Here is a 22,426-nt window from a genome sequence, read left to right as displayed (position 1 = left end):
TTGAATCTTTATTGAATTATATTCTCATTATACCATAATTACCATTAATTTACAATAGAATTAAACCGGCAAACAAAGCCCTTCTCATTTGCCGCATCGTTCCTGATATTCCGAAGGCGATACGCCCAAAAGCTTCTTAAACTGGGCACTGAAATAGGCGGTATCCGAATATCCAACCTGGTCCGCCACTTCATAAACTTTGACCCGGCAGTCCTTAAGCAGGGACATGGCCACCTGCATCCGGTAAAACGTAAGATAGCTGGTAAATGTATAATCCGTTTCCTTTTTTAACACACGGCTCAAATAACCTTCGCTGATTTCCAAATATTCCGCCACCGTACTAATGGTGATGTTCTCCTTATAATGCATCCGGATGTACCGGATGGCCTCAGCCACATATTTGTTCTTGGATTTCTTGTCCGCATTGAAAAGAAGCACCGGTGCGGAAACATCTCCTGCCTCCTTTTCCTTTCCCTGCTCGATCTGGCTCCGGATATGCAGGATTGCCTGCTCTAAATCTCCATCCTTTAAGGGTTTTAAGAGGTAATCACTGACCCCTAACCGCAACGCGCTTTGGGCGTACTTAAAATCCCCGTAGGCAGTCAGGATAATGAACTTCGCTCTGCACCCTTCTTTCCGAAGTTTGGTGATCATCTCTACTCCGTCCATGCGGGGCATCTTCACATCTGTCACAATAATATCCGGGGAAAGCCGTTCTGCCAGACTGGCTCCTTCCTCCCCGTTAGCAGCCTCGCCCGCTATGACACAGTCCAGAGCCGCCCAGTTAATGGTCAAAATGATTCCCCGGCGGACCATTGTCTCATCTTCCACAACAATGACTTTATACATCCGTCACCTCCCTCTGGACCGGCAGCCTTAAAGCAATGGTAGTTCCTTCCTTAGTAACCTCCGCCCTGATCCCATATTCCTGTCCGTAATAAATTTTCAGTATACGGATCACATTGTAAAGTCCCAAGTGTCCATCTCTTTTCAAAGGGTTGTCACTGTTGATCCAATCCACCATTTCCTTGTCCATACCACATCCGTCATCTGTAATGGATATGCTTAATACTCCATCTTTCTGATCTGCAAAAATACAGATATATCCGTTCTCGCACCCATCAAGCCCATGGATGATGGCATTCTCCACCAGTGGCTGTAAAAACATTCGGGGCACAATACAGTCCTCCAATTGGTCCGGAATCTCGGTTTCATAAAGGAAACGTCCTGTAAAACGGATTTTTTGGATCTGGATGTAGCTTTCAATGGTTTCCAGCTCCTCCCTCAAGGTGATAAAAGGGCGGCTGGAAATACTTCTCCTCAAAATCACTGCCAGATTCTCCGCCAATATGGCGATTTCCGGAATCTGGTTGATCCTGGCATTCCACTTGATCGTATCCAGGGTATTATAGAGAAAATGAGGGTTTAACTGGGTCTGATACAATTTAATGGTGGTCTTGTTTAGATCCTTCTGTTTTTGAACCGTGTCCTCTAAGTATTTCTGTAGGTCGCCTGTCATCTGGTTAAAGCTTTCCGTCAGCCTTCCCAGCTCATCCTGCCGGTTTGTATGAATGCGGATGGATAAATCACCTTTTTTCACCTTTGCCATAGCTTTATCCAGCTGGCTCACCGGCTGGGCAATACCTCTTGACAGAGCACCAGAAATCATCAGGCAGAGGACCAGGCCAAGGGCCGATAAAAGAATGCTTACTGTCCCCATGGTGCGGATGGCCTCAGCACTGATTGGTGCGGAACGTCTCAAGATGACATAGATTCCCTGGGAGGGTTCCCTGGTCCATAAATACCTGGTATACACTCCTCTTCCCTTTTCCCTCTCATGTCCTGACACTCCATGAGAGATGATGTCATTAATCTCCTTTTCCCCATACTCCGGGCTGGAGCAGTAAATCGGCCTTTGATGGGAATCCAGTACCAAAAATGTATCCCCGGAAGAATAGAAACCGTTTAAGAGATTGTCAAAATTTTCACGTGAAAAATCAAGGACCACATATCCGGTTCTGGCTCCATGGGAATTTTCCAGGGAATAGGCCCCCTGCATCAGGATATTTTTATCCGCTCCCGGAAGATAAGGATCGGTCCTGTAATAGGTGATCCCGCTCACCCCCTGAGCCTTCTTTAGAAGCCCCCAGCGGATGGGAAGAGAACTGTTTTTTGAAGCGGTGTCCGTAGTAAAACGAAGCTTACCGCCAGAATCATAAATGCTGAACTGAGCGCTGCTGTATATCTCCTGAACCGCCTGATATAAGGATAAATACAAATCCTTTTGCATCTCAATGGCATCCTTGTCGATCATCACCCTGGCTGCTGTACCGTCAGCTGTAAAAGTCTCACAGGCCTTCTCACAATTTTCAAATAGCTGGGTCAGCTTTGCGCTTACCTCCTCCAGCTGCCGGTTTCCCTCTATAGCCAGCTGCCGGTTAATGGAAGCGGTAAAAAGCCTGGTAACAACCACGCTTGAAAAGGTAAGAGGCACCAGAGCTACCAGCAGACATCCCAAAAATACCCGTGTTTTAAAAGAAAACCGACCGTACCATTTCATTCTCCGGCACTCCTTTTGTACAAGAACAGGATCCTGTTCCATTGTTTCAGAATCTCTTGTTTTTCCTGGGACAGCCTCTTTAAATCCATATCTGTGATGGGAAGCTTGTTTATAGGGGAAAGGCCTGGAAGGGGAGGTACATCCATCCGCACGGATCTCCTGTTTAAATCCGAAACAAGGATCCTTTGTGCGTCCTCACTGACCGTGAAATCTAAAAAACACCTAGCCTCTTCCAGGTTTGGACAGCCGTTTACTATGGCAGTTCCATCCGGCAGCACTGTGGTCCCTTCTTTCGGGTAAATGTAGTCCACATCCGCTCCCCCTGAGCGCAGGGCCTGGGCTGCCCCTTCTAAGGTGACCCCCAGGGAATATCTGCCATCCAGAATTCCGGAATTCACCTCCGATAAGCTGGTAAGGCTCCCGTATTCCAGGTTATCTGCCAGCTGTTTCATATAATCTCCTTCTCCCCGATACTTATAGACAGCCGTTGCAAGTGCCGAGGAATAGATATCCGACATACCAGGATCCATAAAGGCTACCCTGCCTTTCCATCTGGGCTCCAACAGGCTGGTCCAGCCTGAAGGCACCTCCCGGTATGTTACCACATTGGTGTTATACATGATGACTAAAGGGCAGGCGGAAAAACTGGTCCACGTATAATCTCCACACCGGAACGCCCCGGCTATGGATGGGACTTCTGGACTTTCATAAGCCTGCCAGTATTCCTTTTTTTCTTCCAGAGTCTCAATTCCTACCCCAAATACCACATCCCAGGCTTCTCCGTCATCTCCATATAGTCCGCTGCCATCCTCTAACTTTTTTAACAGCTCCTCCAAAGATCCGGGTTCCACCTTTACATTTAAGCCTGTACGTTCCTCGAATTCCTTGATGATAGGTTCACATATCCCTTTTTCCTGGACTGAGTAAACCACCAGATCAGCCGGGGAATACATGGTCTGTTCTCCCGCCTCCGACCGGCAGGAAGACAGTAGGATACAGCAAATAAGAGACAAGGCGCAGACCGACGGCCATCTTTTTCTGGTACTGTTTGAAAGTCTCATAGACGCTTCCTCCTCTCCTGTCCGCAATATGGCTTCGTTTTGTCCATTATATCAAAAAAATGCTGGTTTTGCCATGGGCAGAAGGTCACTTTTATGTTAAACTTTACCTAATAGAGAATTGGAGGTGCCTGCCATGGCTGTACATATCATAGAACAATCCATTATCCCCAAACACATAGGAAGCAATCTGTGTGAAGACGGGCTGTTTGTAAATGAGAACTTTATCGCAGTAATCGACGGTGTAACAAGCAAGGGAACCCTTACCTGGACCGAAAACCCGGGGGACAGCTCTGGAAGCATGACCAGCGGATGCTATGCAAAAGAGGTACTGCTTGATGCCTTAAGTGCCATGCCTTCCGACATTGACGGGGCCGGTGCTATGGACTATTTAAACGAATCCCTGGCCAGGGCCTGCCGCACACGCCGTTCCATTCTGGAAGAAAAGCCTGAAGAACGCCTGCAGGCAGTTCTCATCCTGTACAGTATCCGCCGCAGAGAGGTATGGGCCTTTGGTGACTGCCAATGTCTCATTGGCGGCATCCATCATCAGCAAGTCAAAACCATCGACAACCTGCTTTCCCAGGTCAGAAGCCTTTATATTCAAACGGAGCTTCTTTCAGGCCGGACAGAAGCATCACTCTCCGGCCATGACACCGGAAGGGAATACATTCTTCCACTCCTGCGCCGCCAGCTTCTTTTTGCCAATGAAGATTCAGCCTATGGATATGATGTGTTAAACGGCTTCCCCATTCACTCAAACCGTGTCATCATCCTTCCCGTGCCCCAGCACTCCCAGCTAGTCCTTGCAAGCGACGGCTATCCAGTCCTTAAGGATACTCTGGCTGAAAGCGAAGCCGCCCTTCGGGAGCTCATACAAAAAGATCCCCTTTGCTATCGGGAGAACAAGGGCACCAAAGGGCTGGTAAAGGGAAATGACAGCTTTGACGACCGCACCTATATTCGCTTTGACACTTTATAAGAAAACACAGAGGGGCTGATGCAAAATAATAATGGTCAGGAAGATTTAAAATAAATAATAAAAAGGGACGGAATCAATACAGCTGTTTGGTTCCGGGAAGGAGTTGCAGATATGAGCATTAGAGTAATCGTTATGGATGTAGACGGCACAATGACCAATCACAAAAAGGAGATTACTCCGAAGACAAAGGCCGCATTAAAAAAAGCACAGGAAAGCGGCGTAAAAATAATCTTGGCTTCAGGAAGACCTGACAGCGGACTGAGTGATTTTGCAATCGAACTGGAGATGGGCAGGCATCACGGACTACTTGTTTCTTTTAATGGGTCCAGAGTGACAGACTGCCAGACCGGAGAAGTGCTGTTTAATGAAACAATGACTGTAGAGCAGGGAAAAGCCGTGTTAGAACATATGAAAGGTTTTAACGTCCGGCCGATGATAGACAAAGGAAACTATATGTATGTCAACGATGTTTATGACTGTATGATAAAAAATGGGGAACAGGAAATTAATATCATTCAATATGAGTCCCGTGGCGGAAAGTATAAATTGTGCGAAATGGATGATCTGGCTGCGTTCGTGGACTATCCTCTCAACAAGATTCTGACAGCCGGGGATTCCATCTATCTGAAAGAGCATTACCGGGAGATGATGGAACCGTTTAAAGACACATTAAATTGTATGTTTACTGCTCCATTTTATTTTGAATTTACAGCTCAGGGAATTGATAAGGCAAAAGCACTGGAGGCAGTACTGAGTCCTATGGGGTATATGCAGGATGAGATTATTGCTTTTGGTGACGGTCAGAACGATAAAACTATGATTCAGTATGCAGGGATTGGTGTGGCTATGGATAATGCGGTGGAAGAATTGAAAGAAGTGGCGGATGAGATTACGTTGTCTAATGAATACGATGGGATTGCCGTCTCACTTTATAAACACATCCCGGGTTTGGTTTAAAGTTGTTTAAGAGGGGGCTGTTGCTCCATAACTTCATTTCCATTTGCAGCAGCCTCTTCCTCTTTATTCCTCTTACTATCCTTCCTGCAGTCCCAGATATTCCTCAAACAAACTGCACACGCTCACAGAATCCGCCTCTGCTCCCATCTCGCAGAAGATCCTAAGCAACGGTTCTGTGCCGGAAAATCTTGCAATCACCCAGCCGCCGTTTTTAAAATAAACCTTACACCCATCGATATAGGATATCTTGTCAATCTCAAACGGCATTTGAGGCAGTTTCCGGTCAATCATGAGAATCTGGTTGATTCTCTCCTTTTCCTCGCTTGTAAAACGGTAATCCCGCTCTGCCATATGGATTGCCCCGTACTCTCTGCGAATATCCGCTGCAATTTCAGACAGCTTTTTCCCTGATACGGCCATCATTTCTACCAGAAGGGAGGCGGCATAGATTCCATCCTTCCCATGAATATGTCCCTTAACCGTCAGGCCACCGGAGGACTCTCCGCCGATGATAGCATCCGTCTCCTGCATCTTTGCGGACACAAACTTAAACCCAACGGGGACCTCGTAACACTTCTGTCCGAAACTCTCCGCCACCCGGTCCAGTACATGAGTGGTGGAAAGGCTCCGAACTACCGGCCCCCGCCAGCCCTTGTACTTCAGAAGATAATAATACAGCATCACCAGGATATTGTTGGCATGGAGAAAGCGGCCCTGATCGTCAATGACCCCCAGCCTATCCGCATCTCCGTCTGTGGCAATCCCAATATCGCAATACCGGTCCAGCACATAATTCTGTAAGTTCCGCAAGGTCTGCTCCGTTGGCGCAGGCATTTTGCCGCCAAACAACGTGTCATGCTGGTCATTAATGGTTTCAATGGTACACCTTGCGACGGAAAGAATGGTGCTTAAGGCCGTAAGACTCACTCCGTACATGGGGTCAATGGCAACCCGAAAATCCCTGGAGCGTATGGCATCCATATCAATGACGGATATGATATTGTCCAGATACTCATTTAAAGGATTGATTTCCTCTACCACTCCATTTTTTACAAGCTCAAGATAAGAGGCTGGAGGCATCTGTCCGGACTCCTCATGGTCCGGCTCATAGATCCTCTCTGCCTCTATAAGATATTTTTCAATATCCTGGGTCTGAATCTCATCCGCGTCACGCCCGCCATAGGTAAACACCTTAATCCCGTTATAAATAGCCGGATTATGGCTGGCCGTTACCATCATGCCGTAGTTTAACCGGTGCTTCATGACATAAAACATGATGAGAGGTGTGGGGGAACTTCGGTTTACGAAATACACCTTGATTCCCTGCTTCCCAAATATCTCACAGGCCCAGATAACCGCTTCCTTAGACAGGAAACGTCTGTCATATCCTATGACGATCCCTTCTCCATCTACGTTTTCCGTTTTCATCTTAAGGCTGACGGCAAGCGCCAGCTTCTGGATATTTTCCTTTGTAAAATCTTCTCCAATTATGGCTCTCCAGCCACCAGTACCAAACGTTACCATCCTTCGTATCCCTCCATGTTTTCGTGGATCATACAACAGAAACCTTCCCCTTGCTTACCTTTAAGAAAATGAGCAGGGATATGACCGTACTGACCGTCAATATGGAAGCCAGTGCTGCCGCCGTACCATAGCTGTTTCGGACAACCTCCGTATAAATGGCCACGGATATGGTACTTGTTTTGCCGCCGTAAAGCATAACGCTGGAGGACAGCTCATTGATGCAGGTAATCCAGCTTAGAATTGCTCCTGATAAGATGCCCGGGGCCATAAGCCTTGCTGTCACCTTGGCAAAGGTTTTCATAGGTGATACGCCCAGGCTGATGGAGGCCTCTTCCACACTGGGGTCCATCTGCTGCAGGAACGCACTGCCCGACCGTACCGTATAAGGCAGCTTCCTGACAACGAAGGCGATTATCATAATAGCAGCAGTACCTGTAAGGATCATGGGCTGCTTATTGAATGCCACGATCAGGCTGATGCCCAGTACTGCGCCCGGAATGACAAAGGGGAACATAATGAGAAGATCCATCAACTGCCCTGCTATGCCTTTCTGCCGCACCACGATGTAGGATATCAGCATACCCAGTATGATAATGAATACAATGGCTGCAGCAGAGAACACGAACGTATTCCGGATATTGGTCCACAGCCTGTTAAAAATTGTCACATAGCTTTCGACGCTGAAACCTTTTTTAAATCCTGTAAAATCACTCTTTATAAAGCTGCTCACCACCACCACGATCTGTGGAAGAATGCCGATAAATGTTACCACCATAACCGGCAAAGTTACCAGGAAGCGCTTGAAACCGTGAAGCTGCTCTTCTTTCGGCGGTCTCATGGCTGTCATGACATAATTTTTTCTGGTCACAAAATATTTCTGCATCAAAAGCACCGTAGTCGAGCAGAGCACTACAATCACGGATAAGGCGCTGGCTAAATGAGCATTTCCACCGATCTCACTCATATATTCGTTGTACACTAACACGGGAAGAACCATGTAGCCTTCGCCAATGAGCATTGGTGTTCCGAAGTCCGCAAGGCTGGTCATAAATACCATAATGGCTCCCGCAGCGATGGAGGGCAGAATCACCGGTATGGTGATGGTCAAAAGCCTGCGAAGCTTATTGCTTCCCAGATTTTCCGCCGCCTCCTCAAGGCTTGAGTCAATGCTTCCCATTGCCCCCGATGTATATAGGTAAACATAAGGAAATAACTTGAACGTAAAAACAAGAATAATGCCCAGTTTTCCATAAATACTTGGCAGAAAGATCCCGATGCTTTCAAAAAACCGAGTCACAAAGCCGGCACGCCCGAACAGCATAATCCAACTGTAAGCGCCGATAAACGGCGGGCTCATAAGGCTCATAATGATGAATATATGGATAAAACGTTTTCCGAAAACATTATATCTGGACATCAGATAGGCCATGGGCACCCCCACGACCAAAGTCGTAGCCGTGGTGACAATGGAGATGAACAGGCTTCGCCCCAAAGAGGAATAATAATACTTTTTCGTAAAAAACCGGATGTAGTTCTCAAGGGTGAACCCTTCCACCTTGCCAGAGAAGAAGCTTCGCGTAATCAGGGTGCAGAAAGGGTAAATCAGAAACAGCAGCATAAAGCCTACTACCACCACTTTTACCCAAAACCAGAAGTCAAACTTCCATCCTTTCTTTACCATGATATCACCTCCTGGGTCTGGGCATCGTATACACCTACCGCACTGATATCAAAGTTCACCCGTACTTCCTGACCGTCCGGCCGCAAGTCACCGGCATCCTTTGTGTATTCATTTAATTGAATGGTCTGCCCGTTGTTCAGCTGGATTTCATACTCAATGAAGTCTCCCAGGAACGTGGAGATGACGATCTTGCCGGGAAGGCCTTCCTTTTCATCGAAAAACAGCTGCTCCGGTCTTGCGGAAATAATCCCCTTTCCCGTGTAGGCAGATTTGAGCTTACAGGTTAAGCTGCATTCCCCTTTAATGTTTAATACGGCATTCGCCGGATCGCTTCCAGCCACTTCACAGTCAATAAAATTTGATACTCCGATAAATCCGGCCACAAAGGTATTCGCCGGCTTCTTATAGATGTCTTCCGGAGATCCTACCTGCATGATGTTGCCTTCCTTCATAACTGCGATACGATCGGAAATAGCCAGAGCTTCCTCCTGATCATGGGTAACGTAAATGGTGGTGATCCCAAGCCGTCTCTGCAGCTTTTTGATAACTGTTCTCATCTGTACTCTGAGCTTTGCGTCCAGGTTTGATAAGGGCTCATCCATGAGAAGTACTCCCGGTTCAATGACAAATGCCCTTGCCAGAGCCACTCGCTGCTGCTGGCCGCCGGAAAGCTCATTTGGCTTCCTGTCCTTTAGGTTTTTGATCTGCACCAGGTCAAGAGCTTCCTCCACCTTGCGGGAAATCTGATCTTTTGGATATTTTTTTGCTTTCAGACCGTAAGCCACATTCTCCGCCACAGTTAAATGGGGAAAAATGGCGTAGTTCTGGAACACCATGCCGATGTCCCTCTTGTGGGCATCCAAGTTGTTGATTACCCTGTCATCAAAACAAATCTCCCCGCCATCTACAGAATTGAATCCTGCAATCATACGAAGCAGAGTTGTCTTACCGCATCCGGAGGGACCAAGTAATGTGAAAAATTCCCCCGGTTTCATCTCCAGATTCACCCCATTTAGAGCTGTAAAATCACCGTACTTTTTCACGGCCTGTTTAATAATTACTGCATGGCTCATACCTATCGTTCCTCCTTAAACCTTCGGTGCCTTTCTGTTTGTTACAGTAAAAGACTGTCCTGTCCCATAAGGGCCGGGACAGTCTTTTTTCGTCAGAATGTTTTCCTATCCTTTTTATTAGTCGACCATAATGTCATTGAATTTCTCAATAATGGCTTCTTTCTCATTTGCTGCCCAGTCAAAATCATAATCCACCAGCACGATATCCTGTAATTTAGCCATTCCTTCGCCTACTTCCATATCGCTTCTTACCGGACGGCGTCCCCAGTTCTTGCTCTGCTCTGTCTGGCACTCTTTTGATGTAACGAAATCGATAAACAGCTTTGCATTCTCTTCATTGGGTGCGCCCTTTACAAGTGCTACACCATCAGGTACTGCACTGGTTCCGTCTTTGGGATAAACGAATCCAACCGACGGATCATCTTTATACTGTACTGCGGATTTCTCCAGGGTCAGACCTACGTAGAACTCGCCGTCTGCAACCATCTTATGGCACTTACCGGAAGAGTCAACAATCTTACCATCCAGATTGTCATATAATTTCTTAATGAAATCCCAGCCATCTTCCTTGCCGCCATGGCCCAGGATCATGGTACACAGCTGCGTGTATGCGGAGCCGGACTTAGATGGCAGACAGTATGCGATCTTGCCCTTCCATTCAGGCTTTGTCAAATCTTCCCATGTCTCAGGAATGGTAAGGCCATCCTTCTCGATTAAGTTCTTGTTATAAAAAATGACCATAGGCAGAGGGCTTTCTCCGATCCACATGTCTTCGGCATCCTTATAAGCATCGCCGATGAACTCGTCATTGACACATACATAGGGAGCGAAATGCTCCTTAAACGCTGCCAAGGAGTCAGCGCCGCCGCCCCACAATACATCTGCAATGGGGTTTGCGGACTCAGCTGCAATACGGTTGCACAGTTCTCCTGTACCAGCTGCCACAACTTCCACCTTAACGTTTGGATACTTTTCCATGAATAGGTTCACGCCTGCATTGAGCGGGTCCGCATCATGGGGAGAATATACGACAACGGTACCCTTGTAATCCTCCGGTGCTTTTGCTGCATCGGCTCCGGCTTTGGACTCCTCTGCTTTTGTTTCGGCAGAAGCCGTCGTCTCCGCAGTCTGGGGAGCTGCCGTAGTTTCTGCAGGCTTTCCTCCGCCGCTGCAGGCAGATAAACTTAATGCCGCCAGTGCTGCCAATGAAGCTGTTAAAAATCTTTTTTTCATAAATAACCTCTCCTTTATAAAATTATTTTAATTCACGCTTATATGGAAATGTTTAATTCGTATGATCTAATTATAAGGTTTTAATGTGCACTTTTCCATTTAATATTCTTACATTTCTTTTGTCATACTGAACTTTTGCACTATTTTTTATTGTTATTGCAAACATACATGTACATAATTCATAATTCCAAGCAACAAAAGCCGCCCGGTATCGCTGGCTCAGACCATCGGCCAGTTAGCGGTAAAAATCCAGACGGCAAGGGGCGGGCAGGTATAACGGACGGAATGTCATCGTTGTTTTGGATGGATGGTTATGGTAAAATATTTAAAGTATCCAAAGCATATAAGGAGGAAGTGCGCCGTGAAAAAAAGGTTAATCTCATTTTTGTTCTGCATTGTTCTTTTAGTCACTGTTTTCTCGATTACCGCATCGGCAGATATGGGACCGAAACCTTCTGTAGTAATTGACTTTAATGGCATTTCCCAACAATCCTACTATGTAACATTACTATCGAGCAGACGTTCAACGGGCCCATACAGCGCGCTTACGGACAACAGCAATAGACGCTATAACGAGAGCCACGAAGACTATCCTATATTTTTGAAATTTCTCGAATACCAAGACAAGGATGGATACTATTTTCTACAATACTTTCAAAACTGTTCAGAAACGCATCGGTTTAGTTGGACTTATTATCCCCCCTCAGATTTCAAGATTTTGATATACTTCCCTGATAGTGATTATTTCGCAATAAGCGCAGCAGCATATGAAGGATATGCCTTTGACAGTTACTTTCGTGTTAGCCTGACAGATTCAGAAATTTCCTCCGTCATCGAGCAAGGTGAAACCTTATCTTTCAGCGCCCAAAAAAGTTATGATTACAGCGGAGAAATAATCTCGTTAATCGCGCGCATCGTTTTGACGATTGCGGTTGAGCTGCTCATAGCCCTGCTGTTTGCGTTTCGAAAGAAAAAGCAGTTTCTCTTTATCGTTGCGGTTAATCTGGTGACACAGATTACCCTTAATGTCGCATTGAATCTGATTAATTACAGTTATGGGGCAATGCTGTTCATTCTTGCCTATATTTTATTCGAATTTCTGATATTTATCGTCGAAGCTATTTTGTATACAGTTTTCTTGCGAAAACTCGATGTACCTGTGCCAATATGGAAGACCATCACCTATGCATTGATTGCAAATGCAGCTTCTTTTGTAATTGGTCTAGCTCTTGCTATTGTAATTCCCGGTATCTTTTAGTCAGCGACGGGTATGAAATAAGCCGCCAAAATGGCGGCTTATTATTTATTTATCTAACTGCATATTCAAATTCCAGATCTTTGATTCCACTCCCTATAAACAGAGTCTATACAGGATCATCACTTAGTTCCTTAATAATTGGTATCAACTCTTCCCTCGTTTCGAAGGAAACGTTCTTTATCCTTTTTATACCGTTCGGGTGTATAAAGTTCACAGGTTTCGGATCAATGTTAAAATAGGTCATACGGAAAGGGAGCTGCATCTTTTTCACCTAAGTCACTCCTCCTATTTATTTTGATGCCATTTTCTTCCCCTTAGACACTCCAGCCCAAACTTTCCTGCTGAATCCGGTACAGTCTTTCATAAAGCCCCTTGTTATTCATCAGTTCTTCATGAGTGCCTTCCTCAGCCAGCCTGCCTTCTTGAAGCACGATGATCTTATCCGCACCTGATATGGTTCTTAGGCGGTGGGCAATGACGATTACCGTTTTCCCTTCGATCAGTCTGGAAATTGCCTGCTGGATCAGCGCCTCATTCTCAGGATCAAGGGAGGCAGTTGCCTCATCTAAAAGGACGATAGGCGCATTTTTTAACAGGGCCCGGGCAATGGAGAGTCGCTGACGTTCCCCTCCGGAAAGCGTGCTGCCGTTTTCCCCGAGCATGGTCTCATACCCCTGAGGCAAAGCGCTTATAAATCCATCACAGCAAGCAGCCTTCGCCGCTTCCATAACCTGTTCCTCCGTGGCTTCCATGTTTCCGATGCGGATATTGTTATAGACTGTATCGTTAAAGAGTACCACATCCTGGAATACAAAGGACATGTAGCTCATCAGATGTTCCGGATCCAGGGTTTTTACATCAATTCCGCCGATTTTTACGCTGCCTTCGTTCACATCCCAGAAGCGGGCAATCAGTCTTGAGATGGTGCTTTTCCCGCATCCGGAGGGGCCCACCAGAGCCGTGATGGCATCAGAAGGAATGGATACGCTCAGGTTTTTGATCACCTTATCTTCCCGGGATTTATCCACGTTATAGCCAAAGGAAACATTCTCAAAATCAATATTCCAGTGTGTCAGAGGCTTAACACCCTCACCATCCATGACCGGAACAGCCATAAGGGTGCGCATCCGTTTCGTGGCGATCCGATGGTAGAACAATTCCGGTAAAAGAGTAAATTCCACAAGGACCGGTCCATAAATCCTTACGACGATGACAAAGAACATGAGCATGGGGATGAGCTCAATGCTGCCCCCTGTCAGCAGATAGGTTCCAACAAAAACGGTCAGCCCCACACCTGCCTGTAAAATCATCTGAGCTCCGGTGACAAAAGTTCCGGTTATAAATTCCATTTTAATTGCCATTTTCTTCATCAGACGCAAAGCATCATCTAATGCCGAAAACTTCGAGCCATCTAGGCCACAGGCTTTTATAACTTTAATCCCCTCCAAATACTCCTGAACCTGATCAGAAGCTTTCAGTTTTGCTTCCACCTGCTTCTCACTTAATGTTGCCTGAGTCTTTTTACTTCCCAGAATGACAAGCAGCGCAACAGGCACAGTGATGAACACGGAGAGAGCCATTCTCCAGTCAAAAAGGGCCATCATCACACAGATAATAGTAATAGAAATAGCATTGGCGCTAAGCTGAGGAATGATATGGCTCAACACATGCTCCGTAGTGGAACAGTCAGCCATTATGTTTGTGGTAAGCTCGGAAAGGTCCTTTGAGTTAAAAAAGCTCATAGGCAGCTTTCGGATCCGTTCCGCAACACTGATCCTGGAATTTTCAGCTTCCAGATAAGAAGTGACATAGGTTTTTTTATAGTCGTTTTTACTGGCCAAAAATACAAGCACTGCAGAGACAACACCGCATCCGAATAAAAACCACATCTTAGTCCAGGAAATCTCCTGTGCCATCATTGGCTTTAAAAGCTCGGCAAAAATCTGAATGGTCACTGTAAAGGGAAGCATGAGTGACAGATTCGTGATTGTGCAAGCGGCAACGGCCTTCTTCAAATCCTTGTAGCCTTTATCCGTAAGCATCAGTGATTCCTTCCAATTATACATGTTCTTTCATCCCCTTTCTATCCATCTTCCAGTCAAGAGCTTTCGTATATACGTTCCACATATCAAAATATTTCCCCCGTTTTTCCAGTAATTCATCATGTCTGCCCTGCTCCATAAGGCAGCCCTTGTCTACTACTATAATCTTATCCGCACTGCGGATGGTCGACAGACGATGGGCAATCATGATTACCGTCTTCCCATGCATCAGCTCCTGAAACGCCTGCTGAATCAGATGTTCGTTCTCCGGATCGGAAAATGCAGTTGCCTCATCTAAAAGAACAATGGGGGCGTCTTTTACAATGGCTCTGGCGATTGCAATGCGCTGCTGCTCTCCGCCTGAAAGATGGACGCCTTTTGCACCTATAACCGTATGATATTTTTCCGGAAGCTTTTCAATGAACTCATGGCACTGCGCCGCCTTTGCCGCGGCGATCACCTGCGCATCAGTGGCGCTCTGATTCCCCAACCGGATATTATCCATAATGCTTTGCTTAAAAAGAAACACATCCTGGAATACAAAGCTGACCTTTTCCATCAGATATTCGCTTCTCATATCCCGTACGTCAGCGCCTCCGATTTTGATCCTGCCCTCTGTCACATCGAAAAACCTGGGAATAAGATGAGCAATGGTACTTTTACCGCCGCCGGAAGGGCCAACGATCGCGGTAATCTGATTTTCCTCCGCCCGGAAAGAAATGTCCGTAAGTGCCTGGGCCTCCTGCCCGGCGTAAGAGAAGGATACATGTTCAAATTCAATCTCATGACTGGAAATTTTCTTCGGTCTCTGGGGATTTTTCAGAGGCGGGGTATTCAGGATTTCATCCATGCGTTCAACTCCACCAATGATCTGCATCCCGCTGGTAGAAACATACATGATCTTCATAAGAACAGAGGCAATGGAAGGTACAAAGATCAGATAAAAGATGAAAGTAGCTGCATAATCAGCATAATCAGTTGTATGCAGTCCGATCAGGATACCAACCGGAATCAGGAATAGGTAAATGTTATTGATGACCGTCTGAAAAGCAGACATATAGTTTTCCCAACTCATGGTATAAGGAATGACCATTCGGGTGTATTCCTTAATGGCGCTGTGCATCCGGCGGAAAGAGAACACTGTTTGTTTAAACGCCTTAACAACGGTGATTCCACGGACATATTCCACGGAAGCATTGTTCATATCCTCCAGGGCGCTCTGGTAGTTCATCATCATGTTTTTAGCCCCATCATTGCCATAGGCTTTTATCTGGATTGTAAAGGCAATGACAATGCCAACCACCGCCGCAAGCCCAAAACGCCAGTCCACTCCAAGAAGAATGATGAACATGACCACCGGAGCCACAAAGGATGCCACCAGGTCAGGAAGCTGGTGGGCGATGAATCCTTCGATTTTCTCAATGTTTTCATCCATGATCTTACGCAGTTTTCCGCTGCCGACCAGCATATGAAATCCCAGAGGCAATCCGGCAAGATGGGAGGCAAAGTTCACCTTTAGCTCATACAGAGTACCAAAAGCGGCCAGATGGGAACACATCAAAGCTACAAAGTACAGCAATACATTCAGCAGGATCCCCCCAAAGGCCAGCCATCCGAATCCAATTGTTCTTTGCAGATCAAGATTCTTAAAGTCCGGGAATGCTCCCATAACTTCCCTCACCACAAAGTAAATGGCGATATAAGGTATAAACGAGGCGACAGATGCCAGCGCCGATAAGATCACAGAGGAGACCATAAGAGGCTTTTTGGTAGCCGCAAGCTCCATCAACCTGGCCATGCCGGTTTTAGGCTTGGCTGCCCCAGAATTAATTTGTTTCATGATAAACCACCTTTCTTGGTAAAATGTAACTGTTTTTATATAACAACTCCCTTTATAAAACTAGTTAGCTAAGGCTAACCATTATGTAAAGTTTTCTAAATCAAAAGAATCAGGAACAGCCCACTACATCAGAGCCCCATGATCTTCTTCCAACCCGCATGCTGGAACGTCCCCAGAACCAGCGAGTAGGAAAGAGCTTTTTCCCTTGGGACATCATGGGCCACAAACTCTAAAATCTGCTGGAAAAATGATCGGGACAGGATGTGGATCAAGGTGCCGTCAATATCCATAACCTCATGCCCTGATTCCTTCATGGCATTGATAAAATCCCAGCTTGATTTCTCTTCAATTTTGACCAGCTGAGCGAAATAGCTGTCACAGCTTCCTGCACTGCCTTTGCAAAACAGCAGCTTGAAAATATCAAACCGGTCATAAATATAGTTGATCATCCAGGGAATCGTTTCATCCGTAATATTATCCAAAGAAGCCGCCTGCTCGCTGGGAGGCAGACCTGCAAATTCGTCATGTACCTGTCTGTACTTTTCCAAGAGCCCATCCGCCGCATCTCCGGTCAATGCGTCAAAAAGCGCCTCCTTGCCGGGAAAATACCCATAAATGGCTCCTGTTGTCACAGATGCCTCTCTGGCGATCCTTCTTAGGGAAGCCCCTTCATAGCCATATTCTAAAAATTCCTTTCTACCCGCCTCCAAAATGGCAAGGTGTGTATCTTTTACCTGAGCGCTCATCGTTTCTCCTTTTTATAACACTGTTATATAACAATGTTATTATGAAATAAAAAAAGCAGGACGTCAAGACGCCCTGCCGGTTATTTTTCTCATTAAGTTCTTATGAAGCTACTGTTGATATTTTTTCTCAGTTCCCTGTCTCTTAAACCTGGCCGCCTTCCACAACCAGATTTTCAGGATCGATCTCATCTCCATATACAGGCTTTAAGGTTTCCTCAAAATCCTTATGGAAGAACTGCTCCTTGCCAAGAGTTTCGATCTCGCTGTTGATCCAATCCAGAAGCTCCTTGTTTCCTTTCTGAACGGCCGGAGCAATGGTATCCAGATTTCCAATGGACTCGATTCCCACCGTAAATCCCTTATTCTGAAGGGCCCATGCAAGCACTTCCGTATTATCGGTAGAGAAGGCATCTCCTCTTCCGTCTAAAAGAGCGTCATAAGCTTCCTGGTACTCATCAAACTTTAACAGCTTTACTTCCGGATGATTTTCGGAAAAATAGGTTTCTGCCGTTGTTCCTTTTACCACGATGAGGGTCTTATCCTTTAATTGTGCCACATCGGTAATCAGAGCAGCATCAGGGGATACGACACCAAGAGCTACCTTCATATAAGGAAGTGCGAAATCCACCTGTTCCTTTCTCTCATCAGTAACAGTGAAATTGGCCAAAATCACATCCACCTTGGCAGATTTTAAATATTCCACCCGGCTTGCAGCCTCTACATATACGAATTCAACCTTATCCTCACTTCCAAGTAAATCCTTTGCCAGCCGCTTTGCAAGATACACATCATAGCCCTGGATCTTTCCGTTGGAATCCACATATCCAAAAGGATTCTTATCGCTGAATACACCGATTTTAATGGTTCCTGCATCCTTAATCTCAGATAAGGTTCTTGCCTTTGCAGCTGCCCCTCCGGTGTTTCCTCCATTGTCTTTTGCCTGGCCGCAGCCTACCAAAAGGCCCGCCGCCATGGTAATGCCTAATAATGCACCTAGTAATTTCTTCTTCATAATTACATCCTCCATTTTATTTTTTATTTTATAACGCCTCATAATGAAACGTATTTAAAAACTGCTTTGCCCGCTCTGTCCGGGGTGAGGTGAAAAATTCGTTCGGCAGGCTCTCTTCCACTACAACGCCCTGATCCATGAACAGGACACGGTCAGCTACTGCCTTGGCAAATTCCATTTCATGGGTGACGATGACCATGGTCATTCCGTCCTTTGCCAGTTCTAACACCACCTGCAATACCTCCCGTACCATCTCCGGGTCCAGGGCTGCCGTGATCTCGTCTAAGAGCAGGATCTCTGGATGCATGATAAGCGCCCGTACAATGGCCACTCTTTGCTTCTGTCCGCCGGAAAGCTGCCTGGGATAAGAATCCTTTTTATCCAGAAGCCCTACTCTGGCCAAAAGCTTTTCTGCTTCCGCCGTCACCTCATTTTTATCCCTTTTCTGTACCTTTAAAGGGGCCAGAATAATATTTCCCAGAATGGTCTTATGTGGGAATAAATCGTAGCTCTGAAATACCATGCCAATCTTTTGCCTTATTTCATAAACATCCCGCTTGCCCCTGTCAATGATCCGGTCCTTAAATTGAATGGTACCGGAATCAATGGGCTCCAGCATGTTGAGACATCGTAAAAAAGTGCTTTTTCCGCAGCCGGAAGGTCCTACGACCACCACTACTTCTCCTTTTTCCAAGGTAAAAGAAATATCCTTTAAAACCGGCTGCCCGTTTTCATAGGACTTTCTAAGTTTTTCTGTCTTTAAAATCATTTCCTGACTCATTTTTATCAATCCTTTAATTTTTTATCTAGCAGGGCAGCTGCCCTGGAAAACGGGTAACAGATTACAAAGTACAGAATGAAGATCACTCCGTATACCCAAAGGGCCGCATCGGGAACCGTGTACCTGGAGGAGTCAATGATCTGTTTTCCAACCTTAACCACCTCAATCACGCCGATCAATACTACAAGAGAAGTGGTTTTGATCATTCTCGTCAAAAGGTTCATGACCGACGGAAGCAGTCTGCGTATTGTTTGAGGAATCACAATATGACGGTATACTTGAAGTTCCGTCATTCCCAGGGCAAAGCCGCTTTGATACTGATGAACCGGTATGGATTCCAGTGCACTTCGCACCAAATCCCCCATTTCAGCCGTCCCCCAAAAGGTGAATACGATGACCGCGGCCATTTGCCCGGAAAAATTCACATTCAAATGCTTTGCAGCTCCAAAGTAAACAAGAAACAAAAGAACCAGCTGAGGCATGATCCGGACTGTCTCCAGATAAAGCCTTGTAAAAATTCGGATCGGCCTTTTTTTACTGGTCATCACCATACCAAGGAGTATTCCAAGTCCCACGGATAAAGCCATGGATAGGACCGCGATCTTAAGTGATACCAGGAGACCGCCCAACAGCCGAAGAAAATTATTTCCCTCAAACAGTATCCTAATTCCCAAATTCTGCATAGCGAACCCTCCTTTCTATCCAGGAACAGAGTAAGGATATTGGGAGCAAAATGATTAAGTATGCTACCACTAACATTAGGAGGGCCTCATCTGTTTTATAATAAATTCCTATCAAATCCTTTGCCACAAACATTAAATCAGCCAATGCCACCGCACTGAACACCGATGTTTCTTTTATAAGAAATATGATGTTGGCGCAAAATACGGGGACTGAAGTGGTTATCGCCTGTGGAAGGATAATATGCCGAAATACCTGCCCTTTTGTAAGCCCCAGGCTTAGACCCGATTCTGACTGGATGACCGGTACCTGTTCAATTCCTGTGCGGAATGCTTCCGCCATATAGCTTCCTCCTAAGAATGCCAGCCCTGTCACAGCACAGCTTTCAGAGCTTAATACAAGACCGATTTTAGGAAGTCCGAAGTATAGAAAGAACAGCTGGATCAAAAGAGGCGTATTTCTGGACACCTCAATATAACCATTCGCAATACTCTTTAACACCGGTATCTTAAAAATCTTGACCAGGCTGCACAAAAGACCAATGGCTGCTGACAGCAGGATCCCCAGAAAAGATATTCGAAGTGTCATACCCGCCGCCTCTGCATACAGCGGCATATAGGCACGAATAAACTCAAAATCCATGATTTTTCTTTTCCCCCTCCTTCTTACTTATGTGATCCATCGATTCCCTTCCTCCCTTTTTATATTAATAAATGCAAAAGGGAGCAGGTATACGCATATACCTGCTCCCTTCCATCTATTTTCCCTGTGTCTCAGGATAACAATTGGAAATCAGATACCAAAACGCACACGTAAATAAACTGTATCTCTTCTCATGAAGCATCTACAGCAGCAACAATTCATCATAAGATTCATGTTACATACGCAGTTCGTTTTCATATCGTTTTACTTCTCCTTATACATACTAAACATATATGTTTAATATACTATTGTCATGCCTATTTGTCAATCATTATTTTTAAACCTTTCTTCTAAGACTGAGTTAATTGAAACTCCATAACCCGTTCCTTTAATAACTGCATCTGGCTTAACAGCTCTTCGCTGGTCGCCGCACTTTCCTCTGCCGTTGCTGAGTTGGCCTGGGTAACCATGGAAATCTTCTGCATTCCCTCTCCCAGTTCATAAACGCTATTTGCCTGGCTCTTCAGTGATTCAGATATCCTTGACACCAGCGTATTAACGGAACTGGTCTGTTCTACGATCTTTTTAAACGCATCAGCAGTCTGCTCTGTGTTTTGTTTTCCCTGATTTACGGACTCAATGGTGCTGTGAATCAGATCAGTTGTCTGCTTAGCTGCATCTGCACTTTTGGAAGCCAGCTCCCGTACTTCATCAGCCACCACGGAGAATCCTTTCCCGGCATCACCGGCACGAGCAGCCTCTACCGCCGCATTTAATGCAAGAATATTGGTCTGGAAGGCAATATCATCAATGATGTGGATGATGCTCTGAATCTTCTTTGCGGAATCGTCAATGCTTGCCATGGACTGCTGCAGCCTCTGCATTTCTTCATCCCCATGCTGAGTCTCTAAAAGCGCTGACTCTGTCATGTTCTTCATAGACAGGGAATGCTCTGCGTTCTCCTGAATGTGTTGTGATACCATTTCCAGAGAATTGGTCAGGCTCTCTGTGGTCGCCGCCTGTTCCGCTGAATTTTCAGCAAGATTCTGTCCGCCCAGCGCAACCTGCGCGGAACTGGCACGTACTTGATCCGTTGCCTGGGTGATATTCCAAAGTGTATTGTTCAAAGAGTCTAAGATCTGGTCCAGGGCTGACTGGATCGGAACAAAATCACCCTGATACTGTACGGCACTTTTTATGGTTAAATCTTTGGCAGCTACGGCATTCAGTACATTGGAGATATCCATGATATATGACCGAAGTCCATGGATGGTGTTCTGAAGGGCCATAATAAGCCGTGCACTTTCGTCTTTTCCTCTAACAGGTTCAAAGTCTTCATCAAGTTCTCCCCGGGCCAGCCGTTCGATCCTCTGTGTTGCACTCACAATCGGTTCGGTGATCTTTTTGGAGAATATACGGGTAATAGCAATGGCTGCTAAAAGCAGTACCAATCCTGCGATCACACACATCACCAGAGTATAACTCATATTTTTTTCTATCTGTGTCAAAGGCGTGGTAACTGCAACTGACCAGCCTTCCGGTCCGTTTAAGGGAACATATCCCACCAGGCGGCGCTGTCCGTTATAGAAACTGAAACCTGTTCCGGTTTTTCCGGAAGTCATTTCCTTAAAAATTTTAGCAGTAGGCGCATAGGACGGATCCTTTTGGGCCAGTTCAAAATAGTTTCTGGGGTTGGATACATCGTCTTCATTTGGATGAATGACCGTTGTCCCATTCTTATCGATAACAAAAGCATATCCGCTCTCACCAATTTTAATTTTTGTCAGTTCCGCGCTGATGGCTTCATAAGGAAGAGATCCATACAATACTTTTCCGGTGCCACCAATAGGAGCTGCGATATAAAGGCTCAGCTTCTGCTCCTCATTTAAAAACGGATCCGAAATATAGACAACTCCATTTTGTGCTTCTTTAAAAAAGTCCTGATCCGCAATCTGGTCACCTTTGTTATTGGTTCCCTGTGCATCCGCTACTGTTATGTAATGAAAGCCTGAAGCGTCTGCCTCCTCATCCAACAGACGTTTTTTCTCTGAATCTGATGTTCTCCCATCTGTTAAAAAACTCTTTGATGCAGTTACCTTTAATTCACTTCGGTAAATATTTAACACAGAATCGATTCCCTGCTGATATGCTGCCGCCAGATAAGACGAATTCTGCTTTGCCTCAGCCATGGAGCTTCGGTAATAAAGAATCGAAGAAATGGTAGTCAGAAATATGACCGTAAAAATTAACAGCAAAGAGATAAATAGTAAAAGCTTGTTTCTTAAGTACTTCATGTTTCTAGTGCCTCCTCAAAATTGCAATTTTGAAAAATCCTGAATTTTGAATCTATTTACAG

Annotated in this window: 19 protein-coding genes; 3 read left to right on the top strand and 16 right to left on the bottom strand. The window is 45.7% G+C overall.

The window, feature by feature from the left end; all coding sequences use genetic code 11:
* Positions 1 to 84: 84 nt before the first annotated feature.
* Genes ACHZES_RS24850 through ACHZES_RS24840 form a run of 3 tightly spaced genes read right to left on the bottom strand, consistent with a single transcriptional unit; the run spans position 85 to position 3,621 of the window.
* Positions 85 to 849: a response regulator gene (locus ACHZES_RS24850; protein WP_038280450.1), complete on the bottom strand. Its 765-nt coding sequence runs from the start codon at positions 847 to 849 to the stop codon at positions 85 to 87.
* Positions 842 to 2,560, bottom strand: a complete 1,719-nt coding sequence (locus tag ACHZES_RS24845; protein WP_154520969.1) for a histidine kinase — start codon at positions 2,558 to 2,560, stop codon at positions 842 to 844. Before ACHZES_RS24845 ends, ACHZES_RS24850 begins: the two co-directional genes overlap by 8 nt.
* Entirely contained in the window at positions 2,557 to 3,621 is a 1,065-nt protein-coding gene (locus ACHZES_RS24840) for an extracellular solute-binding protein (RefSeq protein ID WP_395547434.1), read from the bottom strand. The genes ACHZES_RS24845 and ACHZES_RS24840 overlap by 4 nt, the downstream gene beginning before the upstream one ends.
* Before the next feature lie 133 nt (positions 3,622 to 3,754).
* Here ACHZES_RS24840 and ACHZES_RS24835 point away from each other — a divergent pair, with 133 nt between their 5' ends.
* Together ACHZES_RS24835 and ACHZES_RS24830 are read left to right on the top strand one after the other, a co-directional pair.
* A complete protein-coding gene (locus ACHZES_RS24835) occupies positions 3,755 to 4,600 on the top strand; it encodes a hypothetical protein (protein WP_395547435.1) in 846 nt (281 codons plus the stop codon).
* Positions 4,601 to 4,711: 111 nt separating this feature from the next.
* Positions 4,712 to 5,557, top strand: coding sequence for a Cof-type HAD-IIB family hydrolase (locus ACHZES_RS24830; RefSeq protein WP_395547436.1), 846 nt, complete (start codon positions 4,712 to 4,714; stop codon positions 5,555 to 5,557).
* A gap of 75 nt (positions 5,558 to 5,632) precedes the next feature.
* On the opposite strand, the gene ACHZES_RS24825 is transcribed toward ACHZES_RS24830, so the two are convergent.
* The 4 genes from ACHZES_RS24825 to ACHZES_RS24810 all read right to left on the bottom strand — a co-directional run bounded on the left by ACHZES_RS24825 (position 5,633) and on the right by ACHZES_RS24810 (position 11,068).
* Positions 5,633 to 7,081 carry a phosphoglucomutase/phosphomannomutase family protein gene (locus ACHZES_RS24825; protein ID WP_154520972.1) on the bottom strand — a complete coding sequence of 483 codons (1,449 nt, stop codon included), beginning with the start codon at positions 7,079 to 7,081 and terminating at the stop codon, positions 5,633 to 5,635.
* A 28-nt stretch (positions 7,082 to 7,109) separates the two neighbouring features.
* Positions 7,110 to 8,762 (bottom strand): iron ABC transporter permease, encoded by a 1,653-nt coding sequence (locus ACHZES_RS24820; protein WP_089990279.1) that lies wholly within the window; start codon positions 8,760 to 8,762, stop codon positions 7,110 to 7,112.
* A complete protein-coding gene (locus tag ACHZES_RS24815) occupies positions 8,756 to 9,835 on the bottom strand; it encodes an ABC transporter ATP-binding protein (RefSeq protein ID WP_038280434.1) in 1,080 nt (359 codons plus the stop codon). Before ACHZES_RS24815 ends, ACHZES_RS24820 begins: the two co-directional genes overlap by 7 nt.
* 117 nt (positions 9,836 to 9,952) lie before the next feature.
* A complete protein-coding gene (locus ACHZES_RS24810) occupies positions 9,953 to 11,068 on the bottom strand; it encodes an ABC transporter substrate-binding protein (protein WP_038280431.1) in 1,116 nt (371 codons plus the stop codon).
* Positions 11,069 to 11,429: 361 nt separating this feature from the next.
* On the opposite strand from ACHZES_RS24810, the gene ACHZES_RS24805 reads away from it, so the two are divergent.
* On the top strand, positions 11,430 to 12,326 hold the full coding sequence (locus ACHZES_RS24805) for a hypothetical protein (RefSeq protein WP_395547437.1): 897 nt from the start codon (positions 11,430 to 11,432) through the stop codon (positions 12,324 to 12,326).
* A gap of 106 nt (positions 12,327 to 12,432) precedes the next feature.
* On the opposite strand, the gene ACHZES_RS24800 is transcribed toward ACHZES_RS24805, so the two are convergent.
* From ACHZES_RS24800 to ACHZES_RS24760, 9 genes are all read right to left on the bottom strand, one after another.
* On the bottom strand, positions 12,433 to 12,597 hold the full coding sequence (locus tag ACHZES_RS24800) for a hypothetical protein (RefSeq protein WP_395547438.1): 165 nt from the start codon (positions 12,595 to 12,597) through the stop codon (positions 12,433 to 12,435).
* Positions 12,598 to 12,640: 43 nt separating this feature from the next.
* The gene (locus tag ACHZES_RS24795) at positions 12,641 to 14,392 is read right to left on the bottom strand and encodes an ABC transporter ATP-binding protein (RefSeq protein WP_395547439.1); all 1,752 of its coding nucleotides are present in this window, start codon (positions 14,390 to 14,392) and stop codon (positions 12,641 to 12,643) included.
* The gene (locus ACHZES_RS24790) at positions 14,385 to 16,208 is read right to left on the bottom strand and encodes an ABC transporter ATP-binding protein (RefSeq protein WP_395547441.1); all 1,824 of its coding nucleotides are present in this window, start codon (positions 16,206 to 16,208) and stop codon (positions 14,385 to 14,387) included. Before ACHZES_RS24790 ends, ACHZES_RS24795 begins: the two co-directional genes overlap by 8 nt.
* A gap of 128 nt (positions 16,209 to 16,336) precedes the next feature.
* Positions 16,337 to 16,954, bottom strand: a complete 618-nt coding sequence (locus ACHZES_RS24785) for a TetR/AcrR family transcriptional regulator (protein ID WP_038280421.1) — start codon at positions 16,952 to 16,954, stop codon at positions 16,337 to 16,339.
* A 142-nt stretch (positions 16,955 to 17,096) separates the two neighbouring features.
* The gene (locus ACHZES_RS24780) at positions 17,097 to 17,966 is read right to left on the bottom strand and encodes a transporter substrate-binding domain-containing protein (protein WP_395547442.1); all 870 of its coding nucleotides are present in this window, start codon (positions 17,964 to 17,966) and stop codon (positions 17,097 to 17,099) included.
* 28 nt (positions 17,967 to 17,994) lie between these two features.
* On the bottom strand, positions 17,995 to 18,747 hold the full coding sequence (locus ACHZES_RS24775; RefSeq protein ID WP_038280415.1) for an amino acid ABC transporter ATP-binding protein: 753 nt from the start codon (positions 18,745 to 18,747) through the stop codon (positions 17,995 to 17,997).
* Positions 18,748 to 18,752: 5 nt separating this feature from the next.
* Positions 18,753 to 19,430 (bottom strand): amino acid ABC transporter permease, encoded by a 678-nt coding sequence (locus ACHZES_RS24770; RefSeq protein WP_038280413.1) that lies wholly within the window; start codon positions 19,428 to 19,430, stop codon positions 18,753 to 18,755.
* Positions 19,411 to 20,070: an amino acid ABC transporter permease gene (locus ACHZES_RS24765; RefSeq protein WP_038280411.1), complete on the bottom strand. Its 660-nt coding sequence runs from the start codon at positions 20,068 to 20,070 to the stop codon at positions 19,411 to 19,413. The genes ACHZES_RS24770 and ACHZES_RS24765 overlap by 20 nt, the downstream gene beginning before the upstream one ends.
* A 350-nt stretch (positions 20,071 to 20,420) precedes the next feature.
* Positions 20,421 to 22,364 carry a methyl-accepting chemotaxis protein gene (locus tag ACHZES_RS24760; protein ID WP_395547443.1) on the bottom strand — a complete coding sequence of 648 codons (1,944 nt, stop codon included), beginning with the start codon at positions 22,362 to 22,364 and terminating at the stop codon, positions 20,421 to 20,423.
* Positions 22,365 to 22,426: the final 62 nt, after the last annotated feature.

Source organism: Lacrimispora sanguinis (genome assembly GCF_044987295.1).
Taxonomy (GTDB): Bacteria; Bacillota; Clostridia; order Lachnospirales; family Lachnospiraceae; genus Lacrimispora; species Lacrimispora celerecrescens_B.
Note: the sequence above shows the minus strand (reverse complement) of the source record. Positions and strands in the feature narration are given on the sequence as shown.

What these genes read in the sequence shown, in the direction of transcription:
- ACHZES_RS24850 (WP_038280450.1), bottom strand. Translation starts at nt 849, where the DNA reads ATGTATAAAGTCATTGTTGTGGAAGATGAGACAATGGTCCGCCGGGGA.
- ACHZES_RS24845 (WP_154520969.1), bottom strand. Translation starts at nt 2,560, where the DNA reads ATGAAATGGTACGGTCGGTTTTCTTTTAAAACACGGGTATTTTTGGGA.
- ACHZES_RS24840 (WP_395547434.1), bottom strand. Translation starts at nt 3,621, where the DNA reads ATGAGACTTTCAAACAGTACCAGAAAAAGATGGCCGTCGGTCTGCGCC.
- ACHZES_RS24835 (WP_395547435.1), top strand. Translation starts at nt 3,755, where the DNA reads ATGGCTGTACATATCATAGAACAATCCATTATCCCCAAACACATAGGA.
- ACHZES_RS24830 (WP_395547436.1), top strand. Translation starts at nt 4,712, where the DNA reads ATGAGCATTAGAGTAATCGTTATGGATGTAGACGGCACAATGACCAAT.
- ACHZES_RS24825 (WP_154520972.1), bottom strand. Translation starts at nt 7,081, where the DNA reads ATGGTAACGTTTGGTACTGGTGGCTGGAGAGCCATAATTGGAGAAGAT.
- ACHZES_RS24820 (WP_089990279.1), bottom strand. Translation starts at nt 8,762, where the DNA reads ATGGTAAAGAAAGGATGGAAGTTTGACTTCTGGTTTTGGGTAAAAGTG.
- ACHZES_RS24815 (WP_038280434.1), bottom strand. Translation starts at nt 9,835, where the DNA reads ATGAGCCATGCAGTAATTATTAAACAGGCCGTGAAAAAGTACGGTGAT.
- ACHZES_RS24810 (WP_038280431.1), bottom strand. Translation starts at nt 11,068, where the DNA reads ATGAAAAAAAGATTTTTAACAGCTTCATTGGCAGCACTGGCGGCATTA.
- ACHZES_RS24795 (WP_395547439.1), bottom strand. Translation starts at nt 14,392, where the DNA reads ATGTATAATTGGAAGGAATCACTGATGCTTACGGATAAAGGCTACAAG.
- ACHZES_RS24790 (WP_395547441.1), bottom strand. Translation starts at nt 16,208, where the DNA reads ATGAAACAAATTAATTCTGGGGCAGCCAAGCCTAAAACCGGCATGGCC.
- ACHZES_RS24785 (WP_038280421.1), bottom strand. Translation starts at nt 16,954, where the DNA reads ATGAGCGCTCAGGTAAAAGATACACACCTTGCCATTTTGGAGGCGGGT.
- ACHZES_RS24780 (WP_395547442.1), bottom strand. Translation starts at nt 17,966, where the DNA reads ATGAAGAAGAAATTACTAGGTGCATTATTAGGCATTACCATGGCGGCG.
- ACHZES_RS24775 (WP_038280415.1), bottom strand. Translation starts at nt 18,747, where the DNA reads ATGAGTCAGGAAATGATTTTAAAGACAGAAAAACTTAGAAAGTCCTAT.
- ACHZES_RS24770 (WP_038280413.1), bottom strand. Translation starts at nt 19,430, where the DNA reads ATGCAGAATTTGGGAATTAGGATACTGTTTGAGGGAAATAATTTTCTT.
- ACHZES_RS24765 (WP_038280411.1), bottom strand. Translation starts at nt 20,070, where the DNA reads ATGGATTTTGAGTTTATTCGTGCCTATATGCCGCTGTATGCAGAGGCG.
- ACHZES_RS24760 (WP_395547443.1), bottom strand. Translation starts at nt 22,364, where the DNA reads ATGAAGTACTTAAGAAACAAGCTTTTACTATTTATCTCTTTGCTGTTA.